This is a genomic window from Erwinia typographi, assembly GCF_000773975.1.
In the GTDB taxonomy this organism is placed as follows: domain Bacteria; phylum Pseudomonadota; class Gammaproteobacteria; order Enterobacterales; family Enterobacteriaceae; genus Erwinia; species Erwinia typographi.
In genome coordinates, this window is record NZ_JRUQ01000023.1 from 1 (window position 1) to 25,552 (window position 25,552).

The 25,552-nt window shown below is 54.3% G+C and carries 26 protein-coding genes; 14 read left to right on the forward strand and 12 right to left on the reverse strand.

From position 1 onward, the window contains the following. Positions 1 to 26 precede the first annotated feature (26 nt). Positions 27 to 629 carry a peroxiredoxin C gene (locus NG99_RS06275; protein ID WP_034889670.1) on the reverse strand — a complete coding sequence of 201 codons (603 nt, stop codon included), beginning with the start codon at positions 627 to 629 and terminating at the stop codon, positions 27 to 29. A gap of 196 nt (positions 630 to 825) precedes the next feature. Then, positions 826 to 1,407: an ACP phosphodiesterase gene (locus NG99_RS06280; RefSeq protein ID WP_034889673.1), complete on the reverse strand. Its 582-nt coding sequence runs from the start codon at positions 1,405 to 1,407 to the stop codon at positions 826 to 828. Between the two features lie 137 nt (positions 1,408 to 1,544). Here NG99_RS06280 and queA point away from each other — a divergent pair, with 137 nt between their 5' ends. The 6 genes from queA (at position 1,545) to secF (ending at position 9,983) form a co-directional block, all read left to right on the forward strand. Continuing rightward, positions 1,545 to 2,615, forward strand: coding sequence for a tRNA preQ1(34) S-adenosylmethionine ribosyltransferase-isomerase QueA (queA, locus tag NG99_RS06285; RefSeq protein WP_034889822.1), 1,071 nt, complete (start codon positions 1,545 to 1,547; stop codon positions 2,613 to 2,615). A gap of 644 nt (positions 2,616 to 3,259) precedes the next feature. Then, positions 3,260 to 5,383 (forward strand): TonB-dependent siderophore receptor, encoded by a 2,124-nt coding sequence (locus NG99_RS06290; protein ID WP_034889675.1) that lies wholly within the window; start codon positions 3,260 to 3,262, stop codon positions 5,381 to 5,383. A gap of 264 nt (positions 5,384 to 5,647) precedes the next feature. Next, positions 5,648 to 6,772 (forward strand): tRNA guanosine(34) transglycosylase Tgt, encoded by a 1,125-nt coding sequence (gene tgt, locus NG99_RS06295; protein WP_034889677.1) that lies wholly within the window; start codon positions 5,648 to 5,650, stop codon positions 6,770 to 6,772. Positions 6,773 to 6,796: 24 nt separating this feature from the next. Next, on the forward strand, positions 6,797 to 7,129 hold the full coding sequence (gene yajC, locus NG99_RS06300; RefSeq protein ID WP_034889680.1) for a preprotein translocase subunit YajC: 333 nt from the start codon (positions 6,797 to 6,799) through the stop codon (positions 7,127 to 7,129). Positions 7,130 to 7,156: 27 nt separating this feature from the next. After that, positions 7,157 to 9,004 carry a protein translocase subunit SecD gene (secD, locus tag NG99_RS06305; protein WP_072017550.1) on the forward strand — a complete coding sequence of 616 codons (1,848 nt, stop codon included), beginning with the start codon at positions 7,157 to 7,159 and terminating at the stop codon, positions 9,002 to 9,004. A gap of 10 nt (positions 9,005 to 9,014) precedes the next feature. After that, positions 9,015 to 9,983, forward strand: coding sequence for a protein translocase subunit SecF (gene secF, locus NG99_RS06310; protein WP_034889687.1), 969 nt, complete (start codon positions 9,015 to 9,017; stop codon positions 9,981 to 9,983). A gap of 45 nt (positions 9,984 to 10,028) precedes the next feature. On the opposite strand, the gene NG99_RS06315 is transcribed toward secF, so the two are convergent. Both NG99_RS06315 and lysM read right to left on the reverse strand, forming a co-directional pair. Continuing rightward, positions 10,029 to 10,604: a SadB/YajI family lipoprotein gene (locus NG99_RS06315; protein ID WP_034889825.1), complete on the reverse strand. Its 576-nt coding sequence runs from the start codon at positions 10,602 to 10,604 to the stop codon at positions 10,029 to 10,031. A gap of 27 nt (positions 10,605 to 10,631) precedes the next feature. Then, the gene (gene lysM / locus NG99_RS06320; protein WP_034889690.1) at positions 10,632 to 11,069 is read right to left on the reverse strand and encodes a peptidoglycan-binding protein LysM; all 438 of its coding nucleotides are present in this window, start codon (positions 11,067 to 11,069) and stop codon (positions 10,632 to 10,634) included. Positions 11,070 to 11,281: 212 nt separating this feature from the next. On the opposite strand from lysM, the gene nrdR reads away from it, so the two are divergent. From nrdR to pgpA, 6 genes are all read left to right on the forward strand, one after another. Next, positions 11,282 to 11,731 carry a transcriptional regulator NrdR gene (gene nrdR / locus NG99_RS06325; RefSeq protein WP_034889693.1) on the forward strand — a complete coding sequence of 150 codons (450 nt, stop codon included), beginning with the start codon at positions 11,282 to 11,284 and terminating at the stop codon, positions 11,729 to 11,731. Positions 11,732 to 11,734: 3 nt separating this feature from the next. Then, complete coding sequence (gene ribD / locus NG99_RS06330) at positions 11,735 to 12,850, forward strand: bifunctional diaminohydroxyphosphoribosylaminopyrimidine deaminase/5-amino-6-(5-phosphoribosylamino)uracil reductase RibD (RefSeq protein WP_034889696.1); 1,116 nt, start codon at positions 11,735 to 11,737, stop codon at positions 12,848 to 12,850. A 78-nt stretch (positions 12,851 to 12,928) separates the two neighbouring features. After that, positions 12,929 to 13,399 carry a 6,7-dimethyl-8-ribityllumazine synthase gene (gene ribH / locus NG99_RS06335; RefSeq protein ID WP_034889697.1) on the forward strand — a complete coding sequence of 157 codons (471 nt, stop codon included), beginning with the start codon at positions 12,929 to 12,931 and terminating at the stop codon, positions 13,397 to 13,399. 16 nt (positions 13,400 to 13,415) lie between these two features. Beyond that, positions 13,416 to 13,835 (forward strand): transcription antitermination factor NusB, encoded by a 420-nt coding sequence (gene nusB, locus NG99_RS06340; protein WP_034889700.1) that lies wholly within the window; start codon positions 13,416 to 13,418, stop codon positions 13,833 to 13,835. A gap of 55 nt (positions 13,836 to 13,890) precedes the next feature. Beyond that, positions 13,891 to 14,868, forward strand: coding sequence for a thiamine-phosphate kinase (gene thiL, locus NG99_RS06345; RefSeq protein ID WP_034889702.1), 978 nt, complete (start codon positions 13,891 to 13,893; stop codon positions 14,866 to 14,868). Next, positions 14,846 to 15,352: a phosphatidylglycerophosphatase A gene (gene pgpA / locus NG99_RS06350; protein ID WP_072017551.1), complete on the forward strand. Its 507-nt coding sequence runs from the start codon at positions 14,846 to 14,848 to the stop codon at positions 15,350 to 15,352. Before thiL ends, pgpA begins: the two co-directional genes overlap by 23 nt. Before the next feature lie 145 nt (positions 15,353 to 15,497). Here the strand turns inward: pgpA and NG99_RS06355 are convergent, their stop codons facing one another. The 4 genes from NG99_RS06355 to xseB all read right to left on the reverse strand — a co-directional run bounded on the left by NG99_RS06355 (position 15,498) and on the right by xseB (position 19,114). Beyond that, positions 15,498 to 15,767: a hypothetical protein gene (locus NG99_RS06355; RefSeq protein WP_034889708.1), complete on the reverse strand. Its 270-nt coding sequence runs from the start codon at positions 15,765 to 15,767 to the stop codon at positions 15,498 to 15,500. A gap of 320 nt (positions 15,768 to 16,087) precedes the next feature. After that, the gene (gene dxs, locus NG99_RS06360; RefSeq protein WP_034889711.1) at positions 16,088 to 17,953 is read right to left on the reverse strand and encodes a 1-deoxy-D-xylulose-5-phosphate synthase; all 1,866 of its coding nucleotides are present in this window, start codon (positions 17,951 to 17,953) and stop codon (positions 16,088 to 16,090) included. Between the two features lie 19 nt (positions 17,954 to 17,972). Continuing rightward, positions 17,973 to 18,872, reverse strand: a complete 900-nt coding sequence (ispA, locus tag NG99_RS06365) for a (2E,6E)-farnesyl diphosphate synthase (protein ID WP_034889714.1) — start codon at positions 18,870 to 18,872, stop codon at positions 17,973 to 17,975. Further along, on the reverse strand, positions 18,872 to 19,114 hold the full coding sequence (xseB, locus tag NG99_RS06370; protein ID WP_034889717.1) for an exodeoxyribonuclease VII small subunit: 243 nt from the start codon (positions 19,112 to 19,114) through the stop codon (positions 18,872 to 18,874). The genes ispA and xseB overlap by 1 nt, the downstream gene beginning before the upstream one ends. A 219-nt stretch (positions 19,115 to 19,333) precedes the next feature. On the opposite strand from xseB, the gene thiI reads away from it, so the two are divergent. Beyond that, positions 19,334 to 20,782 (forward strand): tRNA uracil 4-sulfurtransferase ThiI, encoded by a 1,449-nt coding sequence (gene thiI, locus NG99_RS06375; RefSeq protein WP_034889720.1) that lies wholly within the window; start codon positions 19,334 to 19,336, stop codon positions 20,780 to 20,782. Between the two features lie 88 nt (positions 20,783 to 20,870). On the opposite strand, the gene yajL is transcribed toward thiI, so the two are convergent. Together yajL and panE are read right to left on the reverse strand one after the other, a co-directional pair. After that, positions 20,871 to 21,476: a protein deglycase YajL gene (yajL, locus tag NG99_RS06380; RefSeq protein WP_034889723.1), complete on the reverse strand. Its 606-nt coding sequence runs from the start codon at positions 21,474 to 21,476 to the stop codon at positions 20,871 to 20,873. Next, positions 21,430 to 22,350, reverse strand: coding sequence for a 2-dehydropantoate 2-reductase (gene panE, locus NG99_RS06385; protein ID WP_034889726.1), 921 nt, complete (start codon positions 22,348 to 22,350; stop codon positions 21,430 to 21,432). Before panE ends, yajL begins: the two co-directional genes overlap by 47 nt. A 162-nt stretch (positions 22,351 to 22,512) precedes the next feature. Between panE and NG99_RS06390 the strand changes: the two genes are divergently transcribed. Next, the gene (locus NG99_RS06390) at positions 22,513 to 23,004 is read left to right on the forward strand and encodes a YajQ family cyclic di-GMP-binding protein (RefSeq protein WP_034889729.1); all 492 of its coding nucleotides are present in this window, start codon (positions 22,513 to 22,515) and stop codon (positions 23,002 to 23,004) included. Between the two features lie 152 nt (positions 23,005 to 23,156). Here NG99_RS06390 and NG99_RS06395 read toward each other — a convergent pair whose 3' ends face one another. Together NG99_RS06395 and cyoE are read right to left on the reverse strand one after the other, a co-directional pair. Further along, positions 23,157 to 24,524, reverse strand: coding sequence for an MFS transporter (locus NG99_RS06395; protein WP_034889731.1), 1,368 nt, complete (start codon positions 24,522 to 24,524; stop codon positions 23,157 to 23,159). Positions 24,525 to 24,653: 129 nt separating this feature from the next. Then, entirely contained in the window at positions 24,654 to 25,541 is an 888-nt protein-coding gene (cyoE, locus tag NG99_RS06400; RefSeq protein ID WP_034889735.1) for a heme o synthase, read from the reverse strand. Positions 25,542 to 25,552 lie beyond the last annotated feature (11 nt).

Genomic DNA, 25,552 nt, shown 5'->3' on the forward strand with positions numbered 1-25,552 from the left:
CTATATCAGGACTAGTCACGGGGCTATTACAGCTTAGCCGCGTTCGCAGACAGGTATTTAGCCACGCCGTCTGGTGACGCGCCCATACCTTCTTTTCCTTTTTCCCACTGAGCCGGGCACACTTCGCCGTGCTCTTCGTGGAATTGCAGCGCGTCAACCATGCGCAGCATTTCATCAATGTTACGGCCCAGCGGCAGGTCGTTAACAACCTGGTGGCGAACCACACCGGCTTTGTCGATCAGGAATGAACCGCGCAGCGCAACGCCTGCGTCCGGGTGCTCAATACCGTAAGCCTTCTGCACTTCACGCTTGATATCAGCAACCATGGCGTATTTGACTTCGCCGATGCCGCCTTTTTCGATTGGCGTTTTACGCCACGCGTTATGCACGAACTCAGAGTCGAAAGAGACGCCGACAACTTCCACGCCGCGTTTCTGGAACTCTTCGTAACGCTTGTCGAACGCAATCAGTTCAGAAGGACAAACGAAGGTGAAGTCCATTGGCCAAAAGAACACAACGGTGGCTTTACCAGCGGTGTGTTTTTTAAAGTTGAAGTTTTCAACAATTTCACCGTTGCCCAGTACGGCTGCGGCAGTAAAGTCTGGGGCTTGACGAGTTACCAGGACCATGTTCACTCCTGTAGAAAGTGGTTGGATTAAAATTACAAAACGCCTGCAGTATAAGAGCGGCGAGTGCGAAGGTACTAATGCTAAAAGCCGATTATTCGTATAGGTATAACCTATCAAAAAATCAAAATCCTTAAAGTTGCCTCATACAATAACCTTTTTCGCCAAAAGGGCAAGCGGCAAACTTTTTTACGCCCGGTTAAAGTGCCTTACGCGAGGCTTTCTCCATCATAACAGGATAAAACTGCCAGAAAAAATCGTTAAATCGTTGATAGTTATCGATGAAGTCCTGCCAGGAGTCCTCCAGCGCCGCCAGACGCGGGCGGCGGCTGGCCATGCCGCGCAGGACCGCCTGTAGGTAATCTGCGTCGGCATATTTCTCCATCCAGCGATCCGTCCATAAGTAACGGTTAAGCGTTTGAAAGCGCTCGGGCGTTGCGGCTAATTCGGGCTCGATCACAGTTTTTACCTGGGCCAAAAAATCTGGCAAGGATATTTCCGGGACGAGGTTATCCCAGTTGCGTGACAGAAAATGATCCCAGATAACATCCAGCGTGATGGGCGAAACCCGGCGAGTTTCCGCGCGGAAAAATTCGCGCGCCGCCCGGACTTCAGGCAGCGAATCGGTCATCATATCAATCCGGCGATGATGCAGGATGCCCTCGGCCACCGCTTCAGGCCACTCGTTATGCGGGTTGCCACGCACATAATCGGCCATCAGATTGCCAAGAAGGGAGCTGTCGGCCAGCGAGGCCAGGTGCAGATGAGCAAGAAAATTCATCCGTGGAGTATATCGTCTTCCCCAGTTACAGGGTACAGGTGTTAGCGCTGATTCTGGCGGCGGAGGGATTAGGTTGTTTAGAAATGGGGTATTTTCAGCTAGAATGTGCGCCCTGATTTCTCTGAATGTGAATGGTCATGCGCGTTGCCGATTTTTCTTTTGAGTTGCCCGAATCTTTGATTGCCCATTATCCGCAGGCCCAGCGCAGCGGATGCCGTCTTCTGTCGCTTAACGGGCCGGACGGGAAATTGTCGCATGGGATCTTCACCGATTTGCTGGATTTGCTCAATCCCGGCGATCTGCTGGTATTCAACAACACGCGGGTGATCCCGGCGCGCGTATTTGGCCGCAAGGTCAGCGGCGGTAAAATTGAAGTGCTGGTAGAACGTATGCTGGACGATCGTCGCGTGCTGGCCCATGTCCGGGCCTCGAAAGCGCCTAAGCCTGGTGCTGAGCTGCTGCTGGGCGATGATGAGAGCGTTAAGGCGACGATGGTTGCCCGTCACGATGCGCTGTTTGAACTCCAGTTCGACGATGATCGCGCGGTGCTGGATATTCTTAACGACGTTGGCCATATGCCGCTGCCGCCTTATATCGACCGTCCCGATGAAGAGGCCGACCGCGAACTTTATCAGACCGTCTACAGCCAGCGCCCTGGTGCGGTAGCCGCGCCGACGGCGGGCCTGCACTTTGATCAGCCGATGCTGGAAGCCCTGCGCGCAAAGGGAATTGAAAGCGCCTTTGTTACGCTGCACGTTGGCGCAGGAACTTTTCAGCCGGTACGGGTGGAAAACATTACCGATCACATCATGCACGCCGAGTATGCGGAAGTGCCGCAGGATGTTGTGGATGCGGTACTGGCCTGTAAGGCTCGTGGCAACCGGGTGGTAGCCGTTGGCACGACTTCAGTGCGTTCGCTGGAGAGCGCAGCGCAGGCGGCCCAACATGCGCTGATTGCGCCGTTCTTCGATGACACCAAAATCTTTATCTATCCTGGCTATCAGTACCAGGTGATTGATGCGCTGGTTACCAACTTCCATCTGCCGGAATCCACGCTGATTATGCTGGTCTCGGCTTTTGCTGGCTATCGTCATACGATGCAGGCCTATCAGCAGGCTGTCGCTGCTGAGTACCGCTTCTTCAGCTATGGCGATGCGATGTTTATTACCCTTAATCCGCAGGCTATTAACGAGCAGGTTGGCAAGTAAGTGGCCAACCTGTAGAACACGCGGCTGCACAGCATTTGCTGTGCGGCTGTTAACACTTAACATCAGACCGTTTCTTTGCAACGACCAGGCGCGGTCGCGATGAAGGTGTGCCTGTTTATTGACCCTCTCCAGCGTCTCCCATTCTCTCATTCTCCCATTTCCTTCAGCATTACCAGCGGCACCTCGTTGCGCCAGTAACTGTTCAGCCAGGTCTAAGAAATGACGCGCTGCTACACCGACGTTGGCGAGAGATACTCACAAGATTTGCATGGATGAGATGTAGTAGTGAATAAAATAATACAGGCATAGAAAATAAGGGAAATCACAGGCGATTAGTTGTTTTTTATGATAATTGATTTGTTTTTACTTATTGAAAGTAAGGTGTTTTTTAGGCGATTCTGGGCGTGTTTTTTTGTGGTGATTCTATCGCAATTATATGTAGTGATTGTGTTGTTTTTTATATTTACTACTACATTTGTTCATGTTTGAATGATTATCAATTACATTAGGGATGCACGTCTTACCATGATTAAAATACCGGCCTTGCCGATCAAGTAACCCCACTCAACAACAGCTTGAAGCGGGACGGGATCGTGTCAAAGCATAAAAATAGCCTGTGTTAATGGTTTGGAAAAACAGCAGAAATGAATCAATATAAAAACGTTCAGTACTACAAGCGACCTTTGGGGAAAATAAGGCTTGCGGTTTACAGCGGCGTGTTAATTTCGTCAGTTGGCAGTTATGCCGCTGATGAGAATAATACCCTGACGGTGACTGCTGCCGAACAAACTGACAGTGGATATTCCAGCCCGACCACTTCAGTCGCAAGTAAAACTCCCACATCCAAATTGAATGAAGCGCAGTCGGTTAGCGTGGTGACCAACAAGCAGCTGAATGATTATCAGTCCACCACCGTGTCCGACGCCATGCGCTTTGTCAGTGGCGCGACTCAGGCGAATACGCTGGGCCAGACGGAGGACGGTATCGTTCGCCGTGGCTTTGGCTCTAACTCAGACGGCTCGGTGTTCCGTGACGGTATCCGCAGCAGTCAGGGGCTCAATCTTGATGCCACCACGGATCATGTTGAAGTGCTGAAAGGCTCGTCTTCGTTGTTGTACGGTATTTTGAATCCCGGAGGGATGATTAATGTCGTCAGTAAAAAACCTCAATATGAGTGGCACACCATTGTTGGCGGCCATTACAACAGCACGGGCGGCGGCGCTGGAAGTATAGATATTACCGGACCGTTGGGAAATGGTTTTGCTTTCCGCCTGATTGCCGAGAAACAAGCGCAGAATTACTGGCGCGGATACGGCAACGAAAAACATAATCTGCTGGCGCCGTCATTACAGTGGTATGGCGATAAAGCCAGCTTCAATATCAGCTATGAAAGCTTTCAATACGATATTCCGTACGACCGCGGCACGGCGTTTATTAATGGCAAACCGATAGACATCGGTTACAAAACCCGTCTGGATGATTATTCAAACCATGCATGGGGACGTAATCAGACATTTAGTTCGCACTGGGATTATCAGTTCAACGACATCTGGTCGACCCGCGTTACCGTTGGTATGAACCAGCGCCAGTACAGTAGTAATACTGTTACAACCACCGCCATTAATGCCACCACTGGCGTTGTGACCCGGCGTCCGGATGCCTTCCGCGGTTTTAACCACAAAACGAAATATGTTTCCTGGGATGCCATTGGTACGCCGGAAATCTTTGGAATGACGCATAACCTGGTCGTCGGCACCGATTATGAAATGAATCAAACCTATCGTGCTCACGCTTATAACGGCAAAAAGAATACCGACTTCACGCTGAGCAACCCGGTTTATGGATTGGAAACCGTCACCGACAGTAGCACGGAAAAATCCTCGGACAAGAATCTGCTCAACCGCATTCACAACCGCTCTGTCTATCTCAAAGACAGCATTGATCTGACGTCACACTGGACCGCGGTGGCCGGCGCCCGTTATCAGCATTATGAACAGCGCGAATCAAAAGGTTATCCGGCCACGCTGAGCTACAGCAGCGAAGGCAATAAGTTTTTGCCGCAAACGGGCCTGATTTATAAGTTGACGCCGGACGTCTCCTTCTATGGCAGCATGAGTAAATCATTTACGCCATCGACCAATCCTGACAACAACGACCAGGTTGAAGAGCCGGAGCAGGGCACCACCTATGAAATCGGCAGTAAATGGCAGATGACGCCAGCGCTGTTAGCCACGGTCGCGCTTTACCGTATTGATGAGCGCAATGTTGCCTTATCATTAAATGATGAAACCTATGCCGTAGATAAAGCCCGCTCCAGCGGCGTCGAAGTGGAAGTGAACGGAGAGATTTATCCAGACTGGGATATCAGCGCCAATTACAGCTACAACCAGGCGGAAATTGTTAATGATAAGAATGACTCGGGTAATAATGGCAACCGTTTGCAAAACGCACCACGTAATTCCGGGGCGTTATATTTAAGCCATAATGTGCGCGTTAATCTGCTGCCAGGCAGTTTCCGTCTCGGCGGCGGCATTCGTTATGTCGGCACTCGTGCGGGCGATCCAGACAACAGCTTCACGCTGCCAGCGTACACCGTGGCAGACAGTTTTATCAGCTGGGATAACCAACTGCTGGGGAAAAATACGCACCTGCAATTAAACCTTAACAACTTGTTTAATAAACACTATTACACCTCAAGTGGGGGTAATCTGCGAGTTGCCGAAGGCGAAACGCGGAACCTGGTGCTCAGCGCAAGCGTAGAGTTCTGAGGCCAACGCTTTTAACTATTATCTCAACCATGGGGCGGTAAGCGTAAGCCGCTCTGCCGGGCAGGAAGCCTTCTGCCCGGCTCCCGATAAGCTTCTCATCCCATCTGACAGCACGCGCGACATCATCCGGTTAATCATAAAGAAAAAAATCGTCGACGCACGATAAACGCTAATTTTGCGGGCTGGCTTGTGTAGCGGCTTTCACGGTTGTTAGAATGCCCCACTTTTTACTCATCATCAGACTGTTTCTCTGGTGGAGGCACTATGAAGTTCGAATTAGACACTACCGACGGGCGCGCACGCCGTGGCCGCCTGGTTTTTGATCGCGGCGTGGTAGAAACCCCGGCCTTTATGCCGGTGGGAACCTACGGCACCGTTAAAGGTATGACCCCGGAAGAGGTCACCGATACCGGCGCGCAGATTATTCTGGGCAACACTTTCCATTTATGGCTGCGTCCGGGCCAGGAGATCATGAAGCTGCATGGCGATCTGCATGACTTTATGAACTGGAAAGGACCGATCCTGACCGATTCCGGCGGCTTCCAGGTGTTCAGCCTGGGAGACATCCGTAAGATCACCGAAGCCGGCGTGCATTTCCGCAATCCGATTAACGGCGATGCGATCTTCCTTGATCCGGAAAAATCCATGGAAATTCAGTACGATCTCGGCTCCGATATCGTGATGATTTTCGACGAATGCACACCTTATCCGGCCGACTGGGATTACGCTAAACGTTCCATGGAGATGTCGCTGCGCTGGGCGCGCCGTAGCCGCGATCGCTTTGATTCTCTTGGGAATAAAAATGCGCTTTTCGGCATAATACAGGGCGGGGTTTACGAAGATTTACGAGATGTGTCGGTAAAAGGACTGGTAGAGATTGGCTTTGATGGTTACGCTGTGGGCGGCCTGGCGGTCGGCGAGCCAAAAGAAGATATGCATCGCATTCTTGAGCATGTCTGTCCGCAGATCCCTGAAGACAAACCACGTTACCTGATGGGCGTAGGTAAGCCACAGGATCTGGTGGAAGGCGTACGACGCGGCATCGATATGTTCGACTGCGTAATGCCAACCCGCAACGCCCGTAACGGCCACCTTTTTGTGACCGACGGCGTCGTAAAAATTCGCAATGCGAAGTACAAAGATGACACCGCAACGCTTGACGCGGAGTGTGATTGCTACACCTGTCGCAATTACAGCCGCGCCTACTTGCATCATCTTGATCGTTGTAACGAAATACTGGGTGCGCGTCTGAATACCATTCATAACCTGCGCTATTACCAGCGTCTGATGGCTGGTTTACGCAAGGCGATTGAAGAAGGTAAATTAGAGCACTTTGTGACTGAATTCTACAACCGGACGGGCAGCGCAGTTCCATCGCTGGCCGTCTGATAATTAAACAATGAGGGAAATTTAATGAGCTTGTTCATTTCTGACGCAGTGGCAGCAGCTGGCGCGCCGTCTCAGGGAAGTCCGTATTCGCTGGTTATCATGCTGGTGGTTTTTGGTCTGATCTTCTACTTCATGATCCTGCGTCCCCAGCAGAAACGCGGTAAAGAGCACAAAAAACTGATGGACTCGATTGCCAAAGGTGACGAAGTGCTGACCACCGGCGGCCTGGTTGGCCGCGTGACCAAAGTGGCTGAATCGGGCTATGTCTCTATCGCGCTGAACGAAACGACGGAAGTTGTGGTCAAACGTGATTTCGTGGCTGCCGTTCTGCCGAAAGGTACGATGAAGGCGCTTTAATTTTTTGATTTCCCTAAGGGAACTGCCGTGTTAAATCGTTATCCTTTGTGGAAGTACATTATGCTGATCGTCGTGCTAATCGTCGGTCTGCTGTACGCGCTTCCCAACCTTTATGGTGAGGATCCGGCCGTTCAGATTACTGGTGCGCGCGGAAGCGCCGCCAGTGAGCAGACGCTGGTTCAGATCCAAGATGCATTAAAGCAGGACAATATTCAGAGCAAATCGATTGCCCTGGAAAATGGCGCGATTATGGCGCGTTTTGCTAACGGCGACGTCCAGCTGCGCGCCCGTGATGCCATTACCAAACTGCTTGGCGAGAACTACGTTGTAGCGCTTAACCTTGCCCCAGCCACCCCAACCTGGCTAAGTCTGCTTGCCGCAGAGCCGATGAAACTCGGTCTCGATCTGCGCGGCGGCGTACACTTCCTGATGGAAGTCGATATGGATACTGCTCTGGGCAAACTCCAGGAGCAGAACATTGACAACCTCAGAAGCGATTTGCGCGATAAAAATATTCCTTATACCAACGTTCGCAAAACCGATAATTACGGCCTGGAAATTCGTTTCCGCGATGCCGCTGCGCGTGATGCCGCCGTCAGCTACCTGTCTGACCGTCATCGTGACCTGGTCATCAGCCAAACCGGCAGCAATGCGCTACAGGCGGTGATGACAGACGATCGCCTGCGCGAAGCTCGAGAATATGCTGTTCAGCAGAACATCAATATCCTGCGTAACCGTGTTAACCAATTGGGCGTTGCCGAACCGCTGGTTCAGCGTCAGGGTTCCGATCGTATTGTGGTTGAGCTGCCTGGTATTCAGGATACGGCCCGTGCGAAAGAGATTCTGGGCGCAACCGCCACGCTGGAATTCCGTCTGGTAAACACCTCCGTTGATCCCACTGCTGCGGCCAGCGGCCGTGTCCCTGGTGATTCAGAAGTGAAAAACACCCGCGAGGGCCAGCCTGTCACATTGTACAAGCGCGTGATCCTGACTGGTGACCACATCACTGACTCCACGTCGAGCCAGGATGAGTACAACCAGGCACAGGTGAACATCTCGCTGGACAGCGCGGGCGGTAACATCATGTCCAACTTCACCAAGGACAATATCGGCAAGCCAATGGCAACCCTGTTTGTGGAATACAAAGACAGCGGTAAGAAAGACGCCAACGGCAGGGCGATCCTGGCGAAGCAGGAAGAGGTGATTAACGTAGCGCATATCCAGTCTCGCCTGGGTAACAGCTTCCGCATCACCGGTATCAGCAACCCGAACGAAGCCCGTCAGCTGTCGCTGCTGCTGCGTGCCGGTGCGCTGATTGCGCCAATTCAGATTGTTGAAGAGCGTACTATTGGCCCGACCATGGGTCAGCAGAACATCACTCAGGGTCTGGAAGCCTGCCTGTGGGGTCTGATCGCTTCTATCGTGTTTATGGTGGTTTACTACCGTAAGTTCGGGGTGATCGCCACGACTGCGCTGGTGGCTAACCTGGTGCTGATTGTCGGCATCATGTCGCTGTTGCCTGGCGCTACGCTGACCATGCCGGGGATTGCCGGTATCGTACTGACGCTGGCGGTTGCGGTCGATGCAAACGTACTGATTAACGAACGTATCAAGGAAGAGCTGAAGAACGGGCGTTCCGTTCAGCAGGCTATCCATGAGGGCTATAAAGGCGCGTTCAGCAGTATTGTCGATGCTAACGTCACCACGCTTATCACCGCGATTATTCTGTACGCGGTAGGAACCGGGTCGATCAAAGGCTTTGCTATCACTACCGCCATCGGCGTTGTGACCTCGATGTTTACCGCTATTGTCGGTACCCGTGCCATCGTCAACCTGTTGTACGGCGGCAAACGCATCAACAAGCTGTCTATCTGAGGAGTGCGTTGTGGCACAGGACTATAGCGTTGAACAACTAAACTACGGGCGTAAAGTTTATGACTTTATGCGCTGGGACAAACTGGCCTTTACTCTCTCCGGGATGCTGCTGATTGCGTCGTTTGCGATCATGGGCGTGAAAGGGTTTAACTGGGGCCTGGATTTTACCGGCGGTACGGTCATTGAAATTACCCTGGAAAAACCAGCGGAACTGGACAGCCTGCGCGATGCGCTTCAGCACTCCGGTTTCACTGACCCACAGGTGCAGAACTTCGGCAGCACCCGTGACGTGCTGGTGCGCCTGTCTCCTCACGAGGGGACTGCGGGGCAGGAGCTGGGTAACAAGGTGGTGACCACCATTAACCAGAGCAGCCAGCAAAACGCCACCGTGAAGCGTATCGAGTTCGTCGGTCCGAGCGTGGGCAGCGATCTGGCGCAGACTGGCGGCATGGCGCTGCTGGTCGCGCTGATTGCCATCCTGATCTACGTTGGTTTTCGCTTTGAGTGGCGGCTGGCGTTAGGGGCCGTGCTGGCGCTGGCGCATGACGTGATCATCACCATGGGCATTCTCTCTTTGTTCCATATTGAGATTGACCTGACGATCATCGCGTCGCTGATGTCGGTTATCGGCTACTCGCTGAACGACAGCATCGTGGTATCGGACCGTATCCGTGAGAACTTCCGTAAGATCCGTCGCGGCACGCCTTACGACATCACCAACGTATCGCTGACCCAGACGTTAAGCCGTACCATCATGACTTCAGCGACTACGCTGGTGGTCGTACTGATGCTGTTTATCTTCGGCGGCAAGCTGCTGGAAGGGTTCTCGCTGACCATGCTTATCGGCGTGACTATCGGGACCGTTTCATCCATCTACGTAGCTTCGGCGCTGGCGCTGAAACTGGGGATGAAGCGCGAGCACATGCTACAGCAGAAAGTGGAAAAAGAAGGCGCCGATCAGCCTTCGATTCTGCCGTAAGCTGGCATGATGTAATGAGGAAGGGCCGCGTAAGCGGCCCTTTTTTTATGGCGTGGCGTTAGCCGGTTGTGGCGAACCCTGCACGACGATGCCGTGGACCCGCACATAGCCCAACTGCTCAGGCGTAATGTTGCTCAGGCGCAGCGGCACAGTCACTTCACTCCGGGGCAACAGGGAGTCCTTCACGCTGATTAACTGACTCTGGCTGTCTACCTGTAAAGGTTTACCGGTGATGGGGTCCATCTCTCCCCACTCGACCTGGGCGGTAAAGGGAGGGAGGGTTTTTTCCGCTGTTGCACGGATATGCAGCAGGGCGCGCGTACCGTTGGCTTCGCCTTCAATGTGGCTCAGAGAAAGACGCACTTCTCCCGCCTGGCTTTTCAGCGCCACCGCCGTATTGGTAGCTGGCAGCAGCCACGCGCCCTGATCGGACGTGCTGTTGAGCATATTTTGCTGTTCAAGACTGGCAGCCTGCTGGGTAAGCTGGCGCATTTCGGCGTTCAGTTTACCCACCTGATTGTGCAACTTATTCAGCTGCGGCTGCTGCTTTGGCGCAGCACAGCCTGCCAGCATTAACGCTGCAATGAGCAGAAAAGGTGTCCTGTTTCTTTCTTTCAGCATCGCCACTCATCGCTCCTTGCCATTAATTTATTCAGGGATGCGCAACGTCTGCCCCGGATAAATTTTGTCCGGATGCGACAGCATCGGCCTGTTAGCTTCAAATATCTTATTGTATTTGCTTGCGTCTTTATAGACTTCTTTCGAAATACCGCTCAGCGTATCGCCTTTTTTCACCGTGTAAAATGTGGCTTCGGGTGCCGTCTGCTGAACGCTGACGTTGTCTTCTACCGCGGTGATCCCGGCCACATTGCCTACCGCGATCAGCACTTTCTCCTTCAGCTCCTGTGAGAGAGCCTCGCCGCTGATGCTGGCTTTACCGTCCGCTACCTTCACCTCGATCTTATCGCTGCCCGGTAAATTCAGGCTGGAAATATGATCCTGTAGCTTTTTGTTCTGGTCATCGCCGCCAGTCACGGAGTCCCATAATTTCTCACCTGCTTCTTTAACGAAGTTAAATAGTCCCATATATCCTCCGGTTAATCCTTGATAAGAGAAAAAATTACGCCATATAGCCAGCTAATTATAGCGGTTAAAACGGAAAATACCCCTAAGCGTCTGCCTGAAAATGGCACGCTTGCTGGCAGAAGGCAAAGCCTGTAAATGATGCCCCTGTTATTTTGTTAGCTGTCACTTCGCGCTACACTGTGAACCCATTTTGAGGATTATCAGGAAGCATCATGCATTGCCCGTTCTGTTCTGCTGTGGATACCAAAGTGATTGATTCCCGCCTGGTAGGGGAAGGCACTTCGGTGCGCCGTCGCCGCCAGTGCCTGGTTTGTCATGAGCGTTTCACCACCTTTGAAGTGGCCGAGCTGGTGATGCCTCGGGTGGTGAAGAGCAATGATGTGCGTGAACCCTTCAACGAAGACAAGCTGTGCAGCGGCTTAATGAAGGCGCTGGAGAAGCGTCCGGTCAGCTCCGACGATGTGGAAAACGCGATCAGCCATATTAAAAGCCAGCTTCGTTCGACCGGCGAGCGTGAAGTGCCCAGCAAGATGATTGGCAACCTGGTGATGGATGAGCTGAAAAAGCTGGATAAGGTCGCCTATATCCGCTTTGCTTCGGTTTACCGCAGCTTTGAGGACATTCGTGAGTTTGGCGAAGAGATCGCCCGTTTACAGGACTGAGCCATGAGCGATGAAATCTGGATGGCGCGCGCCCTTGAGCTTGCCGCACGCGGCCGCTTTACCACCACGCCAAACCCAAACGTTGGCTGCGTGATAGTCCGCGACGGACAGATCGTCGGCGAGGGCTACCATTTCCGCGCCGGTGAGCCTCATGCCGAAGTCCATGCCCTGCGAATGGCGGGGGAGAAGGCGAAAGGGGCAACGGCTTATGTCACTCTTGAACCCTGTAGCCACCATGGACGTACGCCTCCCTGCTGCGATGCCCTGATTACCGCAGGCGTCAGCCGGGTGGTAGCCGCCATGCAGGACCCCAATCCTGAAGTAGCCGGACGCGGACTGTACCGTTTGCAGCAGGCGGGCGTTGAGGTCAGTCATGGACTGATGATGCAGGACGCCGAAGCGCTTAATCGTGGCTTTCTCAAGCGGATGCGCACCGGTTTTCCGTGGGTACAACTCAAGATTGGCGCCTCTCTGGATGGTCGCACGGCAATGGCCAGCGGCGAGAGCCAGTGGATTACCTCGCCTGAAGCCCGTCGTGACGTGCAGCGCCTGCGCGCGCAGAGTTCCGCCATCCTCAGTACCAGCGCAACGGTGCTGGCGGACGATCCCACGCTGAACGTTCGCTGGCGGGATCTGCCGGTCAGCACGCAGGCTGTTTACGCCGAAGAGGATTTGCGCCAGCCGGTGCGCGTGATTATCGACGGTGCAAATCAGGTCACCCCAGCGCATCGCCTGATATCTCAGCCCGGCGAGATCTGGCTGGCGCGTCAGCAGGCAGACGGTCTGAGCTGGCCCAACAGCGTTGAGCAGTTCACCGTGCCACGCCATAACGGCCAGACTGACCTGGTATCGCTGATGATGCTGCTGGGACGTCGGCAGATTAACAGCGTCTGGGTCGAGGCTGGCGCTAAGCTTGCTGGGGCGCTACTGGCCGCCGGGGTTGTCGACGAGCTGATTATTTATCTGGCGCCTAAATTACTGGGCGATAGCGCGCGCGGTTTGTGCCATTTACCCGGCATAGCACAACTGGCTGACGCGCCAGCTTTTGCCTTCAGCGATATTCGTCAGGTCGGGCCGGATTTGCGTCTTACGCTCACGCCCGGACAGAGTGCTGCGTAAAACCCAGAGCAGACCCCGAAAGAGTATGATAGAATCCGCCCCCCTGCGGGGCCATAACTGAACCCTGAAAGGAAGATTATGAACGTTATTGAAGCTGCTGTTGCCACTCCTGACGCGCGCGTTGCTATCGTTATCGCCCGCTTCAACAACTTTATCAACGACAGCCTGCTGAGCGGCGCACTCGATGCCTTAAAACGCATTGGCCAGGTGAAAGATGAAAACATCACCGTGGTTTGGGTGCCGGGCGCTTATGAAATGCCAATGACCGCTCGCGCGCTGGCGAAAGCCGGTAAGCATGACGCCGTTGTCGCCCTGGGAACCGTTATTCGCGGCGGCACTGCCCACTTCGAATATGTCGCTGGTGAAGCGAGTTCTGGCCTGGCCAGCGTGGCGATGAACAGCGATATTCCCGTTGCTTTTGGCGTCCTGACGACGGAAAACATCGAACAGGCCATCGAACGCGCCGGAACCAAAGCGGGCAACAAAGGTGCAGAAGCTGCGCTGACCGCACTTGAAATGATTAACGTATTGAAAGCCATCAAAGCCTGATTTTAAGGGGAATTTCGTGAAACCTGCTGCTCGTCGCCGCGCCCGTGAATGTGCTGTCCAGGCGCTTTACTCCTGGCAGTTGTCTAAAAACGACATCTCAGATGTCGAATACCAGTTTCTGGCGGAGCAAGACGTCAAAGACGTTGATATCAGCTATTTCCGCGAGCTGCTGGGCGGCGTTGCAACCAACAGCGCGTATCTCGACGGCCTGATGAAGCCTTACCTGTCGCGCCAGCTCGAAGAGCTGGGCCAGGTGGAAAAGGCCATTCTGCGCATTTCGCTGTACGAGCTGAGCAAGCGTGCCGATGTTCCCTACAAGGTGGCCATCAATGAGGGCATTGAGCTGGCAAAAGTGTTCGGCGCCGAAGACAGCCACAAGTTTGTCAATGGCGTGCTGGATAAAGCCGCTCCGCATATTCGCCCCAACAAGAAGTAATCCTCCCAGGCCGGTTTTCCGGCCTTCTTCATTTTCCAACCTCGGAACGCATTGTATGGCATGTGGAGAATTTGAACTTATCGCGCGCTATTTTGACCGCGTGACAAGCTCCCGACGCGATGTGGAAAAGGGCATCGGCGACGACTGCGCGCTGCTGACGCTGCCCGAAAAACAGACCCTGGCCATCAGCACCGATACGCTGGTGGAAGGCGTTCATTTTCTGCGTGATATCCATCCAGCCGACCTTGGCTATAAAGCGCTGGCGGTAAACCTGAGCGATCTGGCCGCGATGGGTGCAGACCCGGCCTGGCTGACGCTGGCGCTGACGCTGCCCTCGGTTAACGAAGCCTGGCTGAAGGACTTCAGCGACAGCCTGTTCCAGCTGCTGGATTATTACGATATGCAGCTGATTGGCGGCGATACCACGCGCGGGCCGCTGAGCCTTACGCTGGGCATTCACGGCCTGGTGCCTCAGGGCCGGGCGCTGAAGCGTTCCGGCGCTCGCCCCGGCGACTGGATTTATGTCACCGGCACGCTGGGAGACAGCGCCGCAGGGCTGGCGCTGCTTCAGCACCGGATGAAGATCGGCGATCCGGTCGCCCATGAAGCCTTGCTCAAGCGCCATCTTCGCCCGATGCCGCGTATTTTACAGGGGCAGGCGCTGCGCGACCTGGCCAGTTCGGCTATCGACCTGTCTGACGGCCTGATTTCCGATTTGCGGCATATTCTTACTGCCAGCGACTGTGGGGCGCGCCTCAACCTGGATGCGCTGCCGCTCTCAGAAGTCATGAAGCAGCACTTTGAGCCGGGACAGGCTATCCGTTGGGCGCTGGGCGGCGGCGAGGATTACGAGCTGTGCTTTACCGTGCCGGAGATAAACCGTGGCGCGCTTGACGTGGCGCTGGGGCATTACGGCGTGCCGTTTACCTGTGTTGGGCAAATTGCGCCGCAGTCGGAGGGAATGGTTCTGCTGCAGGATGGCAAGCCGGTGGATTTCAGCCTGAAAGGATTTGATCATTTTGACGCGCGATAAAGACGTGGCGAAAAGTCGCCTGAAAATGAGTAACCCGTGGCACCTGCTGGCGACGGGGTTTGGCAGTGGCTTAAGCCCGTACGTGCCTGGCACCATGGGATCGCTCGCGGCCATTCCTTTCTGGTATCTGATGACCTTTTTGCCGCAGGATATCTACTCTCTGCTGGTGATGTTTGGCATCTGTATCGGCGTCTATCTTTGTCACCGTACGGCGAAGGATATGGGCGTGCACGATCACGGCAGCATCGTCTGGGATGAGTTTATTGGGATGTGGATCACGCTAATGGCGATCCCGGTTAACAGCTGGCAGTGGGTTTTGTCAGGGTTTGTGATCTTCCGTATTCTGGATATGTGGAAGCCCTGGCCGATCCGCTGGTTCGATCGCAACGTGCATGGCGGGATGGGAATTATGGTCGATGATATTATCGCCGGAATAATTTCCGCTGGCATCCTTTATTATGTCGGGCATCATATAGTGTTTTAAAAATGATTTTTGTATTTAATAATAAATGTGGCGTGTTTTTATAATTAATGTCCTGAGTTTTTATGCTGCGCTTTCATCATTTTTAGGATAAGAGAAATCACTCAGGTAATGTATAAGACCATTTCCTGAGTGAATAAATTAACGATTAACCAGTATAATCCATGATATTGTTAAAGAACTGTTCAACTTGATCCGAGGTGTGAGTTGCCCCGTAAAGTGCGCCGCCAGTCCCTCCAACCAGCAGGCCCAGACCAACGCCGATAAGCTGTCCGATACCAAAGTTCAGAATGCTGAGACCGCCCCATTTTCCGCCAATAAATGCAAAGGTGGTCGCACCGATCACTGCCCCTTCATACATCTCCTGCAGGCCCGCACCGGAAACAGCATTGATTTCATTTACGGATAATTTTTTCATCTTAATTTTCCTTAATTTAAGCTGATTTAAATATTTTACTGAAGCAACATGCTTCGGGTGAGAATTATAAGTAGATCAAATTTAAAATCTATAGAACTTTATCTAAATATTGCTGGTAACGTAATGGTAATAATGAGGTGGAGTGAGCAAAACGTTATATCTTTATAAGAAGAATGGTGCGAATTATATCCGTTTTTTTAAGATGCTTATCTGAGTGCGACAACGACGAGACCGAATCGCCTGTTACCAAAAGAAGGGAGAAACACAATGTCCTCAGGCGCGAAAAAATGTCTTTTCCCGCGTCTGAGAACAAAGGAAGGTTACTGTGCCAGCCAGCGGCTGATTTGCTGAGCTATGCCAGCAGCATCCAGCTGATAGTCATGGCGGATCTCATCCTGAGTACCCTGAGGAATAAACTCGTCCGGCAGACCGAGTGTCAGCACCGGAGTCAGCAGGCGTTTCGCCATCAGCAGCTCAATGACGCCGCTGCCCGCGCCGCCCTTGATTGCCCCTTCTTCCAGCGTAATCAGCGCTTCATGGCTGGCGGCCAGCTCGACAATCAGCGTCTCATCCAGCGGCTTAACGAAGCGCATATCGACCAGCGTTGCGTTGAGTTGTTCAGCAACCGCTGCGGCTTCAGGCAGTAAAGTACCGAAGTTGAGGATCGCCAGCTTTTCCCCTTCACGTTTTATCAGGCCTTTGCCCAGTGGAAGAGAGGAGAGTGGCTGTAGCGCCACGCCGGTTCCCGTGCCGCGTGGGTAGCGCACCGCGCTTGGTCCCCGCGAGTAGTGATAGCCGGTATAAAGCATCTGGCGGCATTCGTTTTCATCGCTGGGCGTCATGATCACCATATTCGGGATGCAGCGAAGGAATGAAATATCAAAAGCGCCCTGGTGAGTTTGCCCGTCTGCGCCCACAATACCGCCGCGATCGATAGCGAAAAGCACCGGCAGTTTCTGGATGGCGACGTCGTGGATCAGCTGATCGTAGGCGCGCTGGAGAAAGGTAGAGTAGATAGCGACGACCGGCTTATAGCCGCCAATCGCCAGGCCTGCGGCAAATGTCACCGCGTGCTGTTCAGCGATCGCCACGTCGAAATACTGCGCCGGATAATCGCGGGAGAAACTGACCATGCCAGATCCTTCGCGCATAGCAGGCGTGACCGCCATCAGCTTGCCGTCATCCGCAGCGGTTTCGCTCAGCCACTGGCCGAAGATCTTAGAGTAGCTCGGCAGCCCTTCGGCGGCTTTTGGCAGCAGGCCGCTGGCCGGATCGAACTTTGGCACCGCATGCCAGGTGATGGGATCTTTTTCCGCCGGGGCGTAGCCCTTGCCTTTTTTGGTCATGATATGCAGGAACTGCGGGCCTTTCAGGTCGCGCATGTTTTTCAGCGTCTGCACCAGCGACAGCACATCGTGACCGTCAACCGGACCAATATAGTTAAAGCCCAGTTCCTCAAACAGCGTGCCCGGCACCACCATGCCTTTCAGGTGCTCTTCGGTGCGCTTCACCAGCTCTTTGATCGGCGGCAGGCCGCCCAGCACCTTTTTCCCCCCCTCACGCAGGCGCGAATAGGTTTTACCGGACAGGATCTGCGCCAGCCGATTATTCAACGCGCCGACGTTTTCGGAAATCGACATTTCGTTGTCATTCAGCACCACCAGCATATCGGATTTAATATCCCCGGCGTGGTTCATGGCTTCAAAGGCCATCCCGGCGGTGATTGCACCATCGCCGATGACGCAGGCCGTACGGCGGCCTTTCCCTTCTTTCTCAGCGGCCACGGCCATCCCAAGCCCGGCGCTGATCGAGGTGGAGGAGTGGCCCACGTTCAGCACGTCAAACTCGCTCTCATCGCGCCAGGGGAAAGGGTGCAGGCCATTTTTCTGACGGATCGTGCCGATGCGGTCACGGCGCCCGGTCAGGATCTTATGCGGATACGCCTGATGACCAACATCCCACACCAGGCGATCAAACGGCGTGTTGTAAACATAATGCAGCGCGACGGTCAGTTCCACCACGCCCAGCCCGGAGGCAAAGTGGCCGCTGGAGCGGCTTACGCTGTCGAGTAAATACTGGCGTAGCTCATCACAAAGTTTTGGCAGGCTCTCTTTGGGAAGCGAACGTAATTCTTGTACCGTGCTGGCCAACGCCAGCGTCGGATATTTTGCAGTATCAAAACTCATCAGAGACTCATTGTGGAAGTTATTTATTGCGTTCAATTATGTAACTTGCCAGCAGCTGTAGTGATGTTGTTGTAAAAGATTGCGCTGCAAGCGTTTCTAATGCGCTGAGCGACTCCTGATAGAGCTCCCACGCTTTAGCCCGCGCACCGTCAAGCCCCATCAGAGCCGGGTAAGTACTTTTGCCTAAATCCTGATCGGCTCCCTGCCGTTTGCCGATGATGGCGGTATCACCTACCACATCCAGAATATCGTCCTGCACCTGGAACGCCAGCCCTATCGCATTGGCATAGCGGTCCAGCTCGGGCAGCGCCGCACGCCCTCGCTCCCCGGCAGCCAGCGCGCCCAGCCTCACGGCCGAGCGAATTAATGCGCCGGTTTTATGGCGGTGAACCCTTTCCAGATCGGTCAGGTTCACCTGCTGGCCCTCGGCAGCCAGATCCAGAGCCTGCCCGCCGCACATGCCCGCCACGCCGCTGGCCTGAGCCAGCTCGGAGATCATCGCCAGGCGGAATTCTGCGCTGACGCCCGGCATTGGCGTGTCGGCGAGAATCGAGAAGGCCAGCGTCTGGAGCGCGTCACCGGCTAAAATTGCCGTATCTTCGCCAAACTTAATGTGGCAGGTCGGCTGACCCCGTCGCAGGCTGTCATTATCCATCGCGGGCAGATCGTCATGGATCAGCGAATAAGCATGAATACATTCAACCGCTGCCGCTGGGGCATCTAAGGCTGCGCTTTCTGCCTGGAGCATTTCGCCGGTCGCGTAGACCAGAAAGGGGCGCAGTCGCTTACCGCCTAATAATGCGCCATACTCCATAGCATTCACCAGCGGGGAATTCTGAAACGGCAGCGGCGCGATAAAACGTTGTAAAGCCCGGTTCACCCGCGCGTGGTGCGCAGTCAGGAGGGTGCTAAAATCCATCAGTCATTTTCCGGCGTGTAGGGCTTCAAATCGGCATTTTTATCTTCGCTGAGCAGGATCTGCACGCGCTGCTCCGCCTGCTGTAGCTTCTGCTGGCCGGTCCGCGCCAGCTGTACGCCGCGTTCAAATTCATTGAGCGCCTCTTCAAGCGGCAGGTCGCCACTTTCCAGACGGGAGACTATCTGCTCCAACTGCTGCAGGGAGGTTTCGAAGCTGGCTGGCTGTTCGGCTTTTTTCGGCATAGTGGCATTCTGCTCGGTCTTTTTTTTACGGATAAGTTGCTCATGGTAGCCGACTCGAAATGATTAGCAAAATAATGATGCTGCTCACGCGCCAGCAGACGGATGTGATAGACTTAAATGCTGGATGTAAAGGGCCGCAGGCTGCTTTGCGATACGATGATTTTACCAGCTAAGTGCGTTTCATTTTAGCACTTAATTGCTCAACGAACCCATGCCACCATGAAGTTTATCATTAAGCTGTTCCCCGAAATTACCATCAAAAGTCAGACCGTTCGCCTGCGTTTTATCAAAATCCTGACGACGAACATCCGCAACGTACTCAAGGACAGCGATGAGACGCTGGCCGTAGTCCGCCACTGGGACCATATCGAACTGCGTTCAAAAGACGAAAGCAAGCGCGCGGTGATTGTCGACGAGTTGCAGCGTATTCCCGGTATCCACCATGTGCTGGCGGTGGAAGATCGGGCTTATACCGATATTCACCACATCTTTGAGCAGACGCTGGAGCTGAACCGCGAACGTATCGCAGGGAAAACCTTTGCCGTGCGCGTGAAGCGTCGCGGTAAGCATGATTTCAGCTCGCAGGACGTTGAACGCTACGTTGGCGGCGGGCTGAACCAGCACGTCGAGAGCGCCCAGGTGAAGCTGAACCACCCTGAGGTGACGGTGAATCTGGAGATTGAAGACGACCGCCTGCTGCTGGTCACCGGGCGTCATGAAGGCATTGGCGGCTTCCCTATCGGCACCCAGGAAGACGTGCTGTCGCTGATCTCTGGCGGTTTTGACTCCGGCGTCTCCAGCTATATGCTGATGCGTCGCGGCTGCCGCGTGCACTATTGCTTCTTTAACCTGGGCGGCGCGGCGCATGAGATCGGCGTCCGTCAGGTGGCGCATTACCTGTGGAACCGCTTTGGGCGTTCGCATAAGGTGCGTTTTGTGGCGATCAACTTTGAGCCGGTGGTGGGGGAGATCCTGGAAAAAGTTGAAGACGGGCAGATGGGCGTCGTGCTGAAACGCATGATGGTACGCGCCGCGTCAAAAATCGCCGAGCGTTACGATGTGCAGGCGCTGGTGACCGGCGAAGCGCTGGGCCAGGTGTCCAGCCAGACGCTGACCAACCTGAGGCTGATTGATAATGCCAGCGATACGCTGATCCTGCGTCCGCTGATTTCCCATGATAAAGAGCACATCATCAATCTGGCGCGCCATATCGGTACGGAAGATTTTGCCCGCACCATGCCTGAATACTGTGGCGTGATCTCCAAAAGTCCCACCGTAAAAGCGGTCAAGGCGAAGATCGAGGCGGAAGAGCAGAACTTCGATTTTGCCATCCTCGATCGGATGGTGGCGGAAGCGACCAACGTCGATATTCGCAGAATTGCGGAGGATACCCAGCAGGAAGTGGTCGAAGTAGAAACGGTCGTTTCGTTTGGCCCTGACGATGTGGTGCTGGATATCCGTTCGCCGGATGAGCAGGACGATCGCCCGCTGGAGCTGGAAGAGGTTGAAGTGAAAGGGCTGCCGTTCTACAAGCTCAGCACCCAGTTTGCTGACCTCGATCAGAGCAAAACCTGGCTGCTGTACTGCGAGCGCGGCGTGATGAGCCGTTTACAGGCGCTGTATCTGCATGAGCAGGGGTTTAAAAATGTGAAGGTTTACCGGCCCTGAATGATGAGGATGAGCCTTTTCATCCTCACTCAGCCTTACCTCTGCCAGCGAAACGTCCGCTGGCAGGCTTACAGTTCTTCCATCCCTGTTATTCGATCCACTCGCGGTAATCAAAAATACCCGCCGCTACCACCAGTTGGCTGGCGACCTCATGCGCTTTCTCTTTCCCCACCAGCAGGTCAATCAGCTTCAGGGCAAAATCGATAGCCGTCCCCGGTCCCTGGCTGGTCAGCAGATTGACCCGTGGGTCCCAAACCACGCGCTTATCCATCCACTTCTCTTCGGGTATAGTCTCTTTGAGTCCCGGAAAACCGGTCATATTTCCCACTGGAAACAGGTTATGGGGGACCAGAACGGTGCCAGCTGCAGCACAAATCGCCGCCACGATGCGGCCGGAGAGGTGAAACTGGCGCACGGTTTCTACCAGCAGCGGGCTGTCACGGAAGGCTTCAGCCCCTTTTAATCCGCCGGGCAGGACGATAGCGGCAAACTCATGGTCCGCCACCTCAACCAGCGGCGCATCAGCCAGCAGGCGCACGCCTCTTGAACAACGAATTTCCGTACTGCCGTCATCCGTTACGCTGGCGGTAGTGACGTTTAAGCCGCTGCGCACCAGAAGGTCGATTGTGGTGACCGCCTCCGTTTCCTCACTGCCAGGTGCCAGGCAAACCAGTACCGATGCGTTCGCGCTCATAGTCTTGTTCCTTTCGCTTAATCAATTCATAAAGTCGGCTGTTTTCAGGCGTCGCCAGCCCCTGCGCCCGCGCCCGTCGGATGACGTAGCCGGTAATGTAATCTATCTCCGTGCGGCGTTCGGCGCGGATATCCTGCAACATTGAGGAAGTATTAGCCGATGTGGTGGCGATAACGTCCAGCACGTAGTCAAGCAGCCCTTCGCGTGAAGTGTGCTGACCTTCGCGCTCCATAACCTGAGCCACTTCATTACACAGCGCCGTGACTTCCGGCAGGTGGTTAAGCAGCTCGCCGTTTGGACAGTCATACTGCACGGTGAGGGGGTTGATCACGCAGTTCACCGCCAGCTTTTGCCACGCGGCAGAAGCCACATTGTTATGCCAGGCCACGTCGGGCAAAGCTTGCTGTAGGATTTCAGCCCACTCGCTGAGCGCTGCCGCGTCAGGAGAAGTGGGGCCGATGTGGGTGATGCCTGCCGCGACGTGAATAATCACCGTGCCATCACGTTTTGCCGCGTGGGTGGTAATCCCCCGCAGCAGCGGCTGCGGCAAGGCTTTCAGTTCATCCAGCGTGCCCATGCCATTATGCAGCAGCAGGATGGGGCAGTTGTCGCGCAAGATGAACTGGAGATTTTTTACCGCCTCGGAAACCTGCCAGGCTTTTAGCGTGACCAGCAGCAGGTCGCTTTCCGCCAGGAATTTCGGATCGTTGGCGATACAGGTCTTATTAATCGCTGTGCCGTTCAGATCGATGACGTTTATTGAGCAGTAGGGCTGCGGCACCCGCAGCCATCCCTGAACTTCATGACCCTGAGCGTTGAGGGCAGCTAACCAGATTTGCCCTAATGCACCGCATCCCAATACGGTAATCTTCATGCGTCCTCCCCGCGTACGGGTTGCGTTGGCTCAACCATGTCGTTGGCCCTGACCGGCGCCACGCTGGCTTGTTAACCTTATTATAGCTTTCAACGCCGATGGTTTTTTTACCGGCTCTAAGTGGGTATTATGCATGTCACTTTAGAATCAGGAGAAGATATCATGCCATCTTTCGATATTGTTTCAGAAATTGACATGCAGGAAGTCCGAAATGCGGTGGAAAATGCCAACCGCGAAATCTCAAGCCGTTTCGATTTTCGCAACGTCACCGCCAGCTACGAGCTGAATGAGAAAAGCGAATCGGTCAAAGTGCTGAGCGAGTCTGACTTTCAGGTTAAACAGCTGGTGGACATTCTGCGTGAGAAGCTGCTCAAGCGCGGTATTGAGGGCGCGGCGCTGGAGATCCCGGAAGAGATCGAGCATAGCGGAAAATCCTGGAGCGTGGAGGCCAAAATGAAGAAGGGCATTCCAACCGACGTGGCAAAAAAGCTGGTTAAGCTGATTAAAGACAGCAAGCTTAAGGTGCAGTCGCAGATTCAGGGTGAAGAAGTGCGCGTTACCGGGAAATCCCGCGACGATCTACAGGGCGCGATGGCGCTGGTGCGTGGCGGCGATCTGGGCCAGCCGTTCCAGTTTAAAAACTTCCGCGACTAAGCTGCCTGGATGTGGCGGGGGAATGACGTGGCCCGTTATTCTGAGGTCTGCCGCAAGGATGCGGCAGCCGGACCTGCAAAGACGTATTTACGGGATGCTGGCTAACGGGCTATTGCAGCAGGTTTTCGCCTCGCCCGCCCCTCAGCTAACGTTTAAGCCGCTTCGGCCACCAGCTTTTCAAGCTCCGCGCGATTGGTCACCTTGCTGTCGATCTTCACGTAGGCGCTTTTCTCTTCCGGCACGATGAACACCGCCGCCACACCCGGCTGCGCCTTCAGACGCTGCTCCAGCTCATCCTTCTCCAGCGGGCTTTCATCCAGCAGAATGCGCAGGCTGCTGACGTAAGGCGGTTCCTGCATGGTGCCGCTCACCAGCAGCCAGACGGCGGCAACCAGCGTACCGACCAGGAACACGGACTGCGCATCGAAATGACCGAATACCCAGCCGCCCATGCTGCCGCCAATCGCCACACCCAGGAACTGGCTGGTGGAGTACAGCCCCATCGCCGTGCCTTTATAGCCTGCAGGAGACTCTTTGCTGACCAGCGACGGTAAAATCGCTTCCATCAGGTTGAAGCCGATAAAGAACAGCTGTACGCCGACCACCAGCGTCCAGAAATTATTCCCGGCGCCCCACAGCACAATCTCGGCAATCAGCATCAGCGCAACGCAGCAGATAAATACCCGTTTCATACGACGCTTCACTTCGGCGTAAATGATAAACGGGATCACGCTACAGAAGGCAATCAGCATGGTGACCAGGTACACTTTCCAGTGCTGCTCAGCAGGAAAACCGGCTCGTTCAAATTCACCCGGCAACGCGACAAAGCTCGACATTAATAAAATATGCAGGCAAAGAATGCCGAAATTCAGTTTTATCAGGCGGCCATTAACCAGCACATCTTTGATCGATCCTTTAACCATGCCCGATTCACGGTTGAGAAGATGATTAGGGGTCGACGGCACCACCAGCAGCGTTATGACAATCCCGCTGCTTGCCAGAATCGCAATCATCCAGAACAGCGCATGTAGCCCCAGTGCATGCGTGACGATCGGCCCTAACACCATCGCGATGGCAAAGGTCACGCCAAAGCTGATGCCGATGAAGGCCATCGCTTTGGTGCGGTTCTGTTCGCGGGTCAAATCGGAAAGCAGCGCCATAACGGCGGCGGCGATCGCGCCAGAGCCTTGCAGGGCACGGCCCAGTATCACGCCCCAAATAGACGCGGTGCTCGCGGCAATCACGCTGCCGAGAACAAAAATGAGTAATCCACCGATAATGAGGGGCTTACGGCCAATGCGATCCGATAACAGCCCGAAGGGGATCTGGAAGACGGCCTGCGCTAAACCGTAGATGCCAATGGCAAGGCCGATTAATGCTTCGCTGGCTCCCTGCAATGCCATGCCATACGTTGTCAGGACCGGCAAAACCATAAACATTCCCAGCATTCGCAGGGAAAATACCGTCCCCAAACCCCATGTCGCACGCAGCTCGACTGGAGTCATTTTATTATCGTTCATTACTACCTCGGTTTATCTGGTCGACGTATTTTAGGTGGCGGGGCAGGGCGGGTAAAATAATACTTGTCGCGAAGTGGTAACAAAAAAAGAAAGGGCGCGATAGTCGCGCCCTGCGTGATGAGTTTTGCGTTACCTGACCATGGTCAGCAGGTCTTTCGAGGCCGGGGCCATGAAATCGACCGACATCATAACGCTCAGCGCGGTAATGGCGACGATGGAGAAGACAAACAGCTTACGTGCCCAGACGCGGTCATTCTGCGTCTTATAGCCCGACAGCGCCATCCCCAGCCACCACACGCTAACCGCAGCGGCAACCACCAGATATTTGTAACCCGCATAGCCGCCCAGCGTCAGCATCAGGGTGGCAATCATAAACGCCAGGATATAGAGCGTAATATGATTTTTTGCCACGGAGATCCCTTTTACCACCGGCAGAACCGGGATATTCGCTGCCTGGTAATCCTTAAGACGGAAGATGGCAATCGCGTACGAGTGCGGCATCTGCCACAGGCTAAAGATCGCCAGCAGGATCAGCGCGCCAGCATCAAACTGACTGGTCACCGCACAGTAGCCAATCACCGGCGGCGCCGCGCCCGAAAGGCTGCCGATCAGCGTGCCGTATACCGACTTGCGCTTCATATACAGGCTATAAATGCCGACATACACCACAAAGCCCATCACCGCCAGCCACATGGCCAGCGGGTTTGCTCCGAAGTACAGCAACGCGAATCCAGCAATACCCAGAACGGTTGCATAAACCAGAGAGATTGTCGGAGAAATGAGGCCCTGAACCAGCACTCGATTTCTGGTTCTCTCCATTTTTACGTCGATGTCACGGTCTATAAAGTTGTTATAAACACAACCCGATGCGACCACCAGCGAAACGCCGACTAAGGTGGAGAGAAACAGGGGATAGTCGATGCTGCCTTTAGAAGCCAGCAGGAATCCCCCGATGACAGAAATTAAATTTCCGAAAATAATTCCTGGTTTCGTTACTTGCAGGTATAGCTTTATCATCACGGGTAACT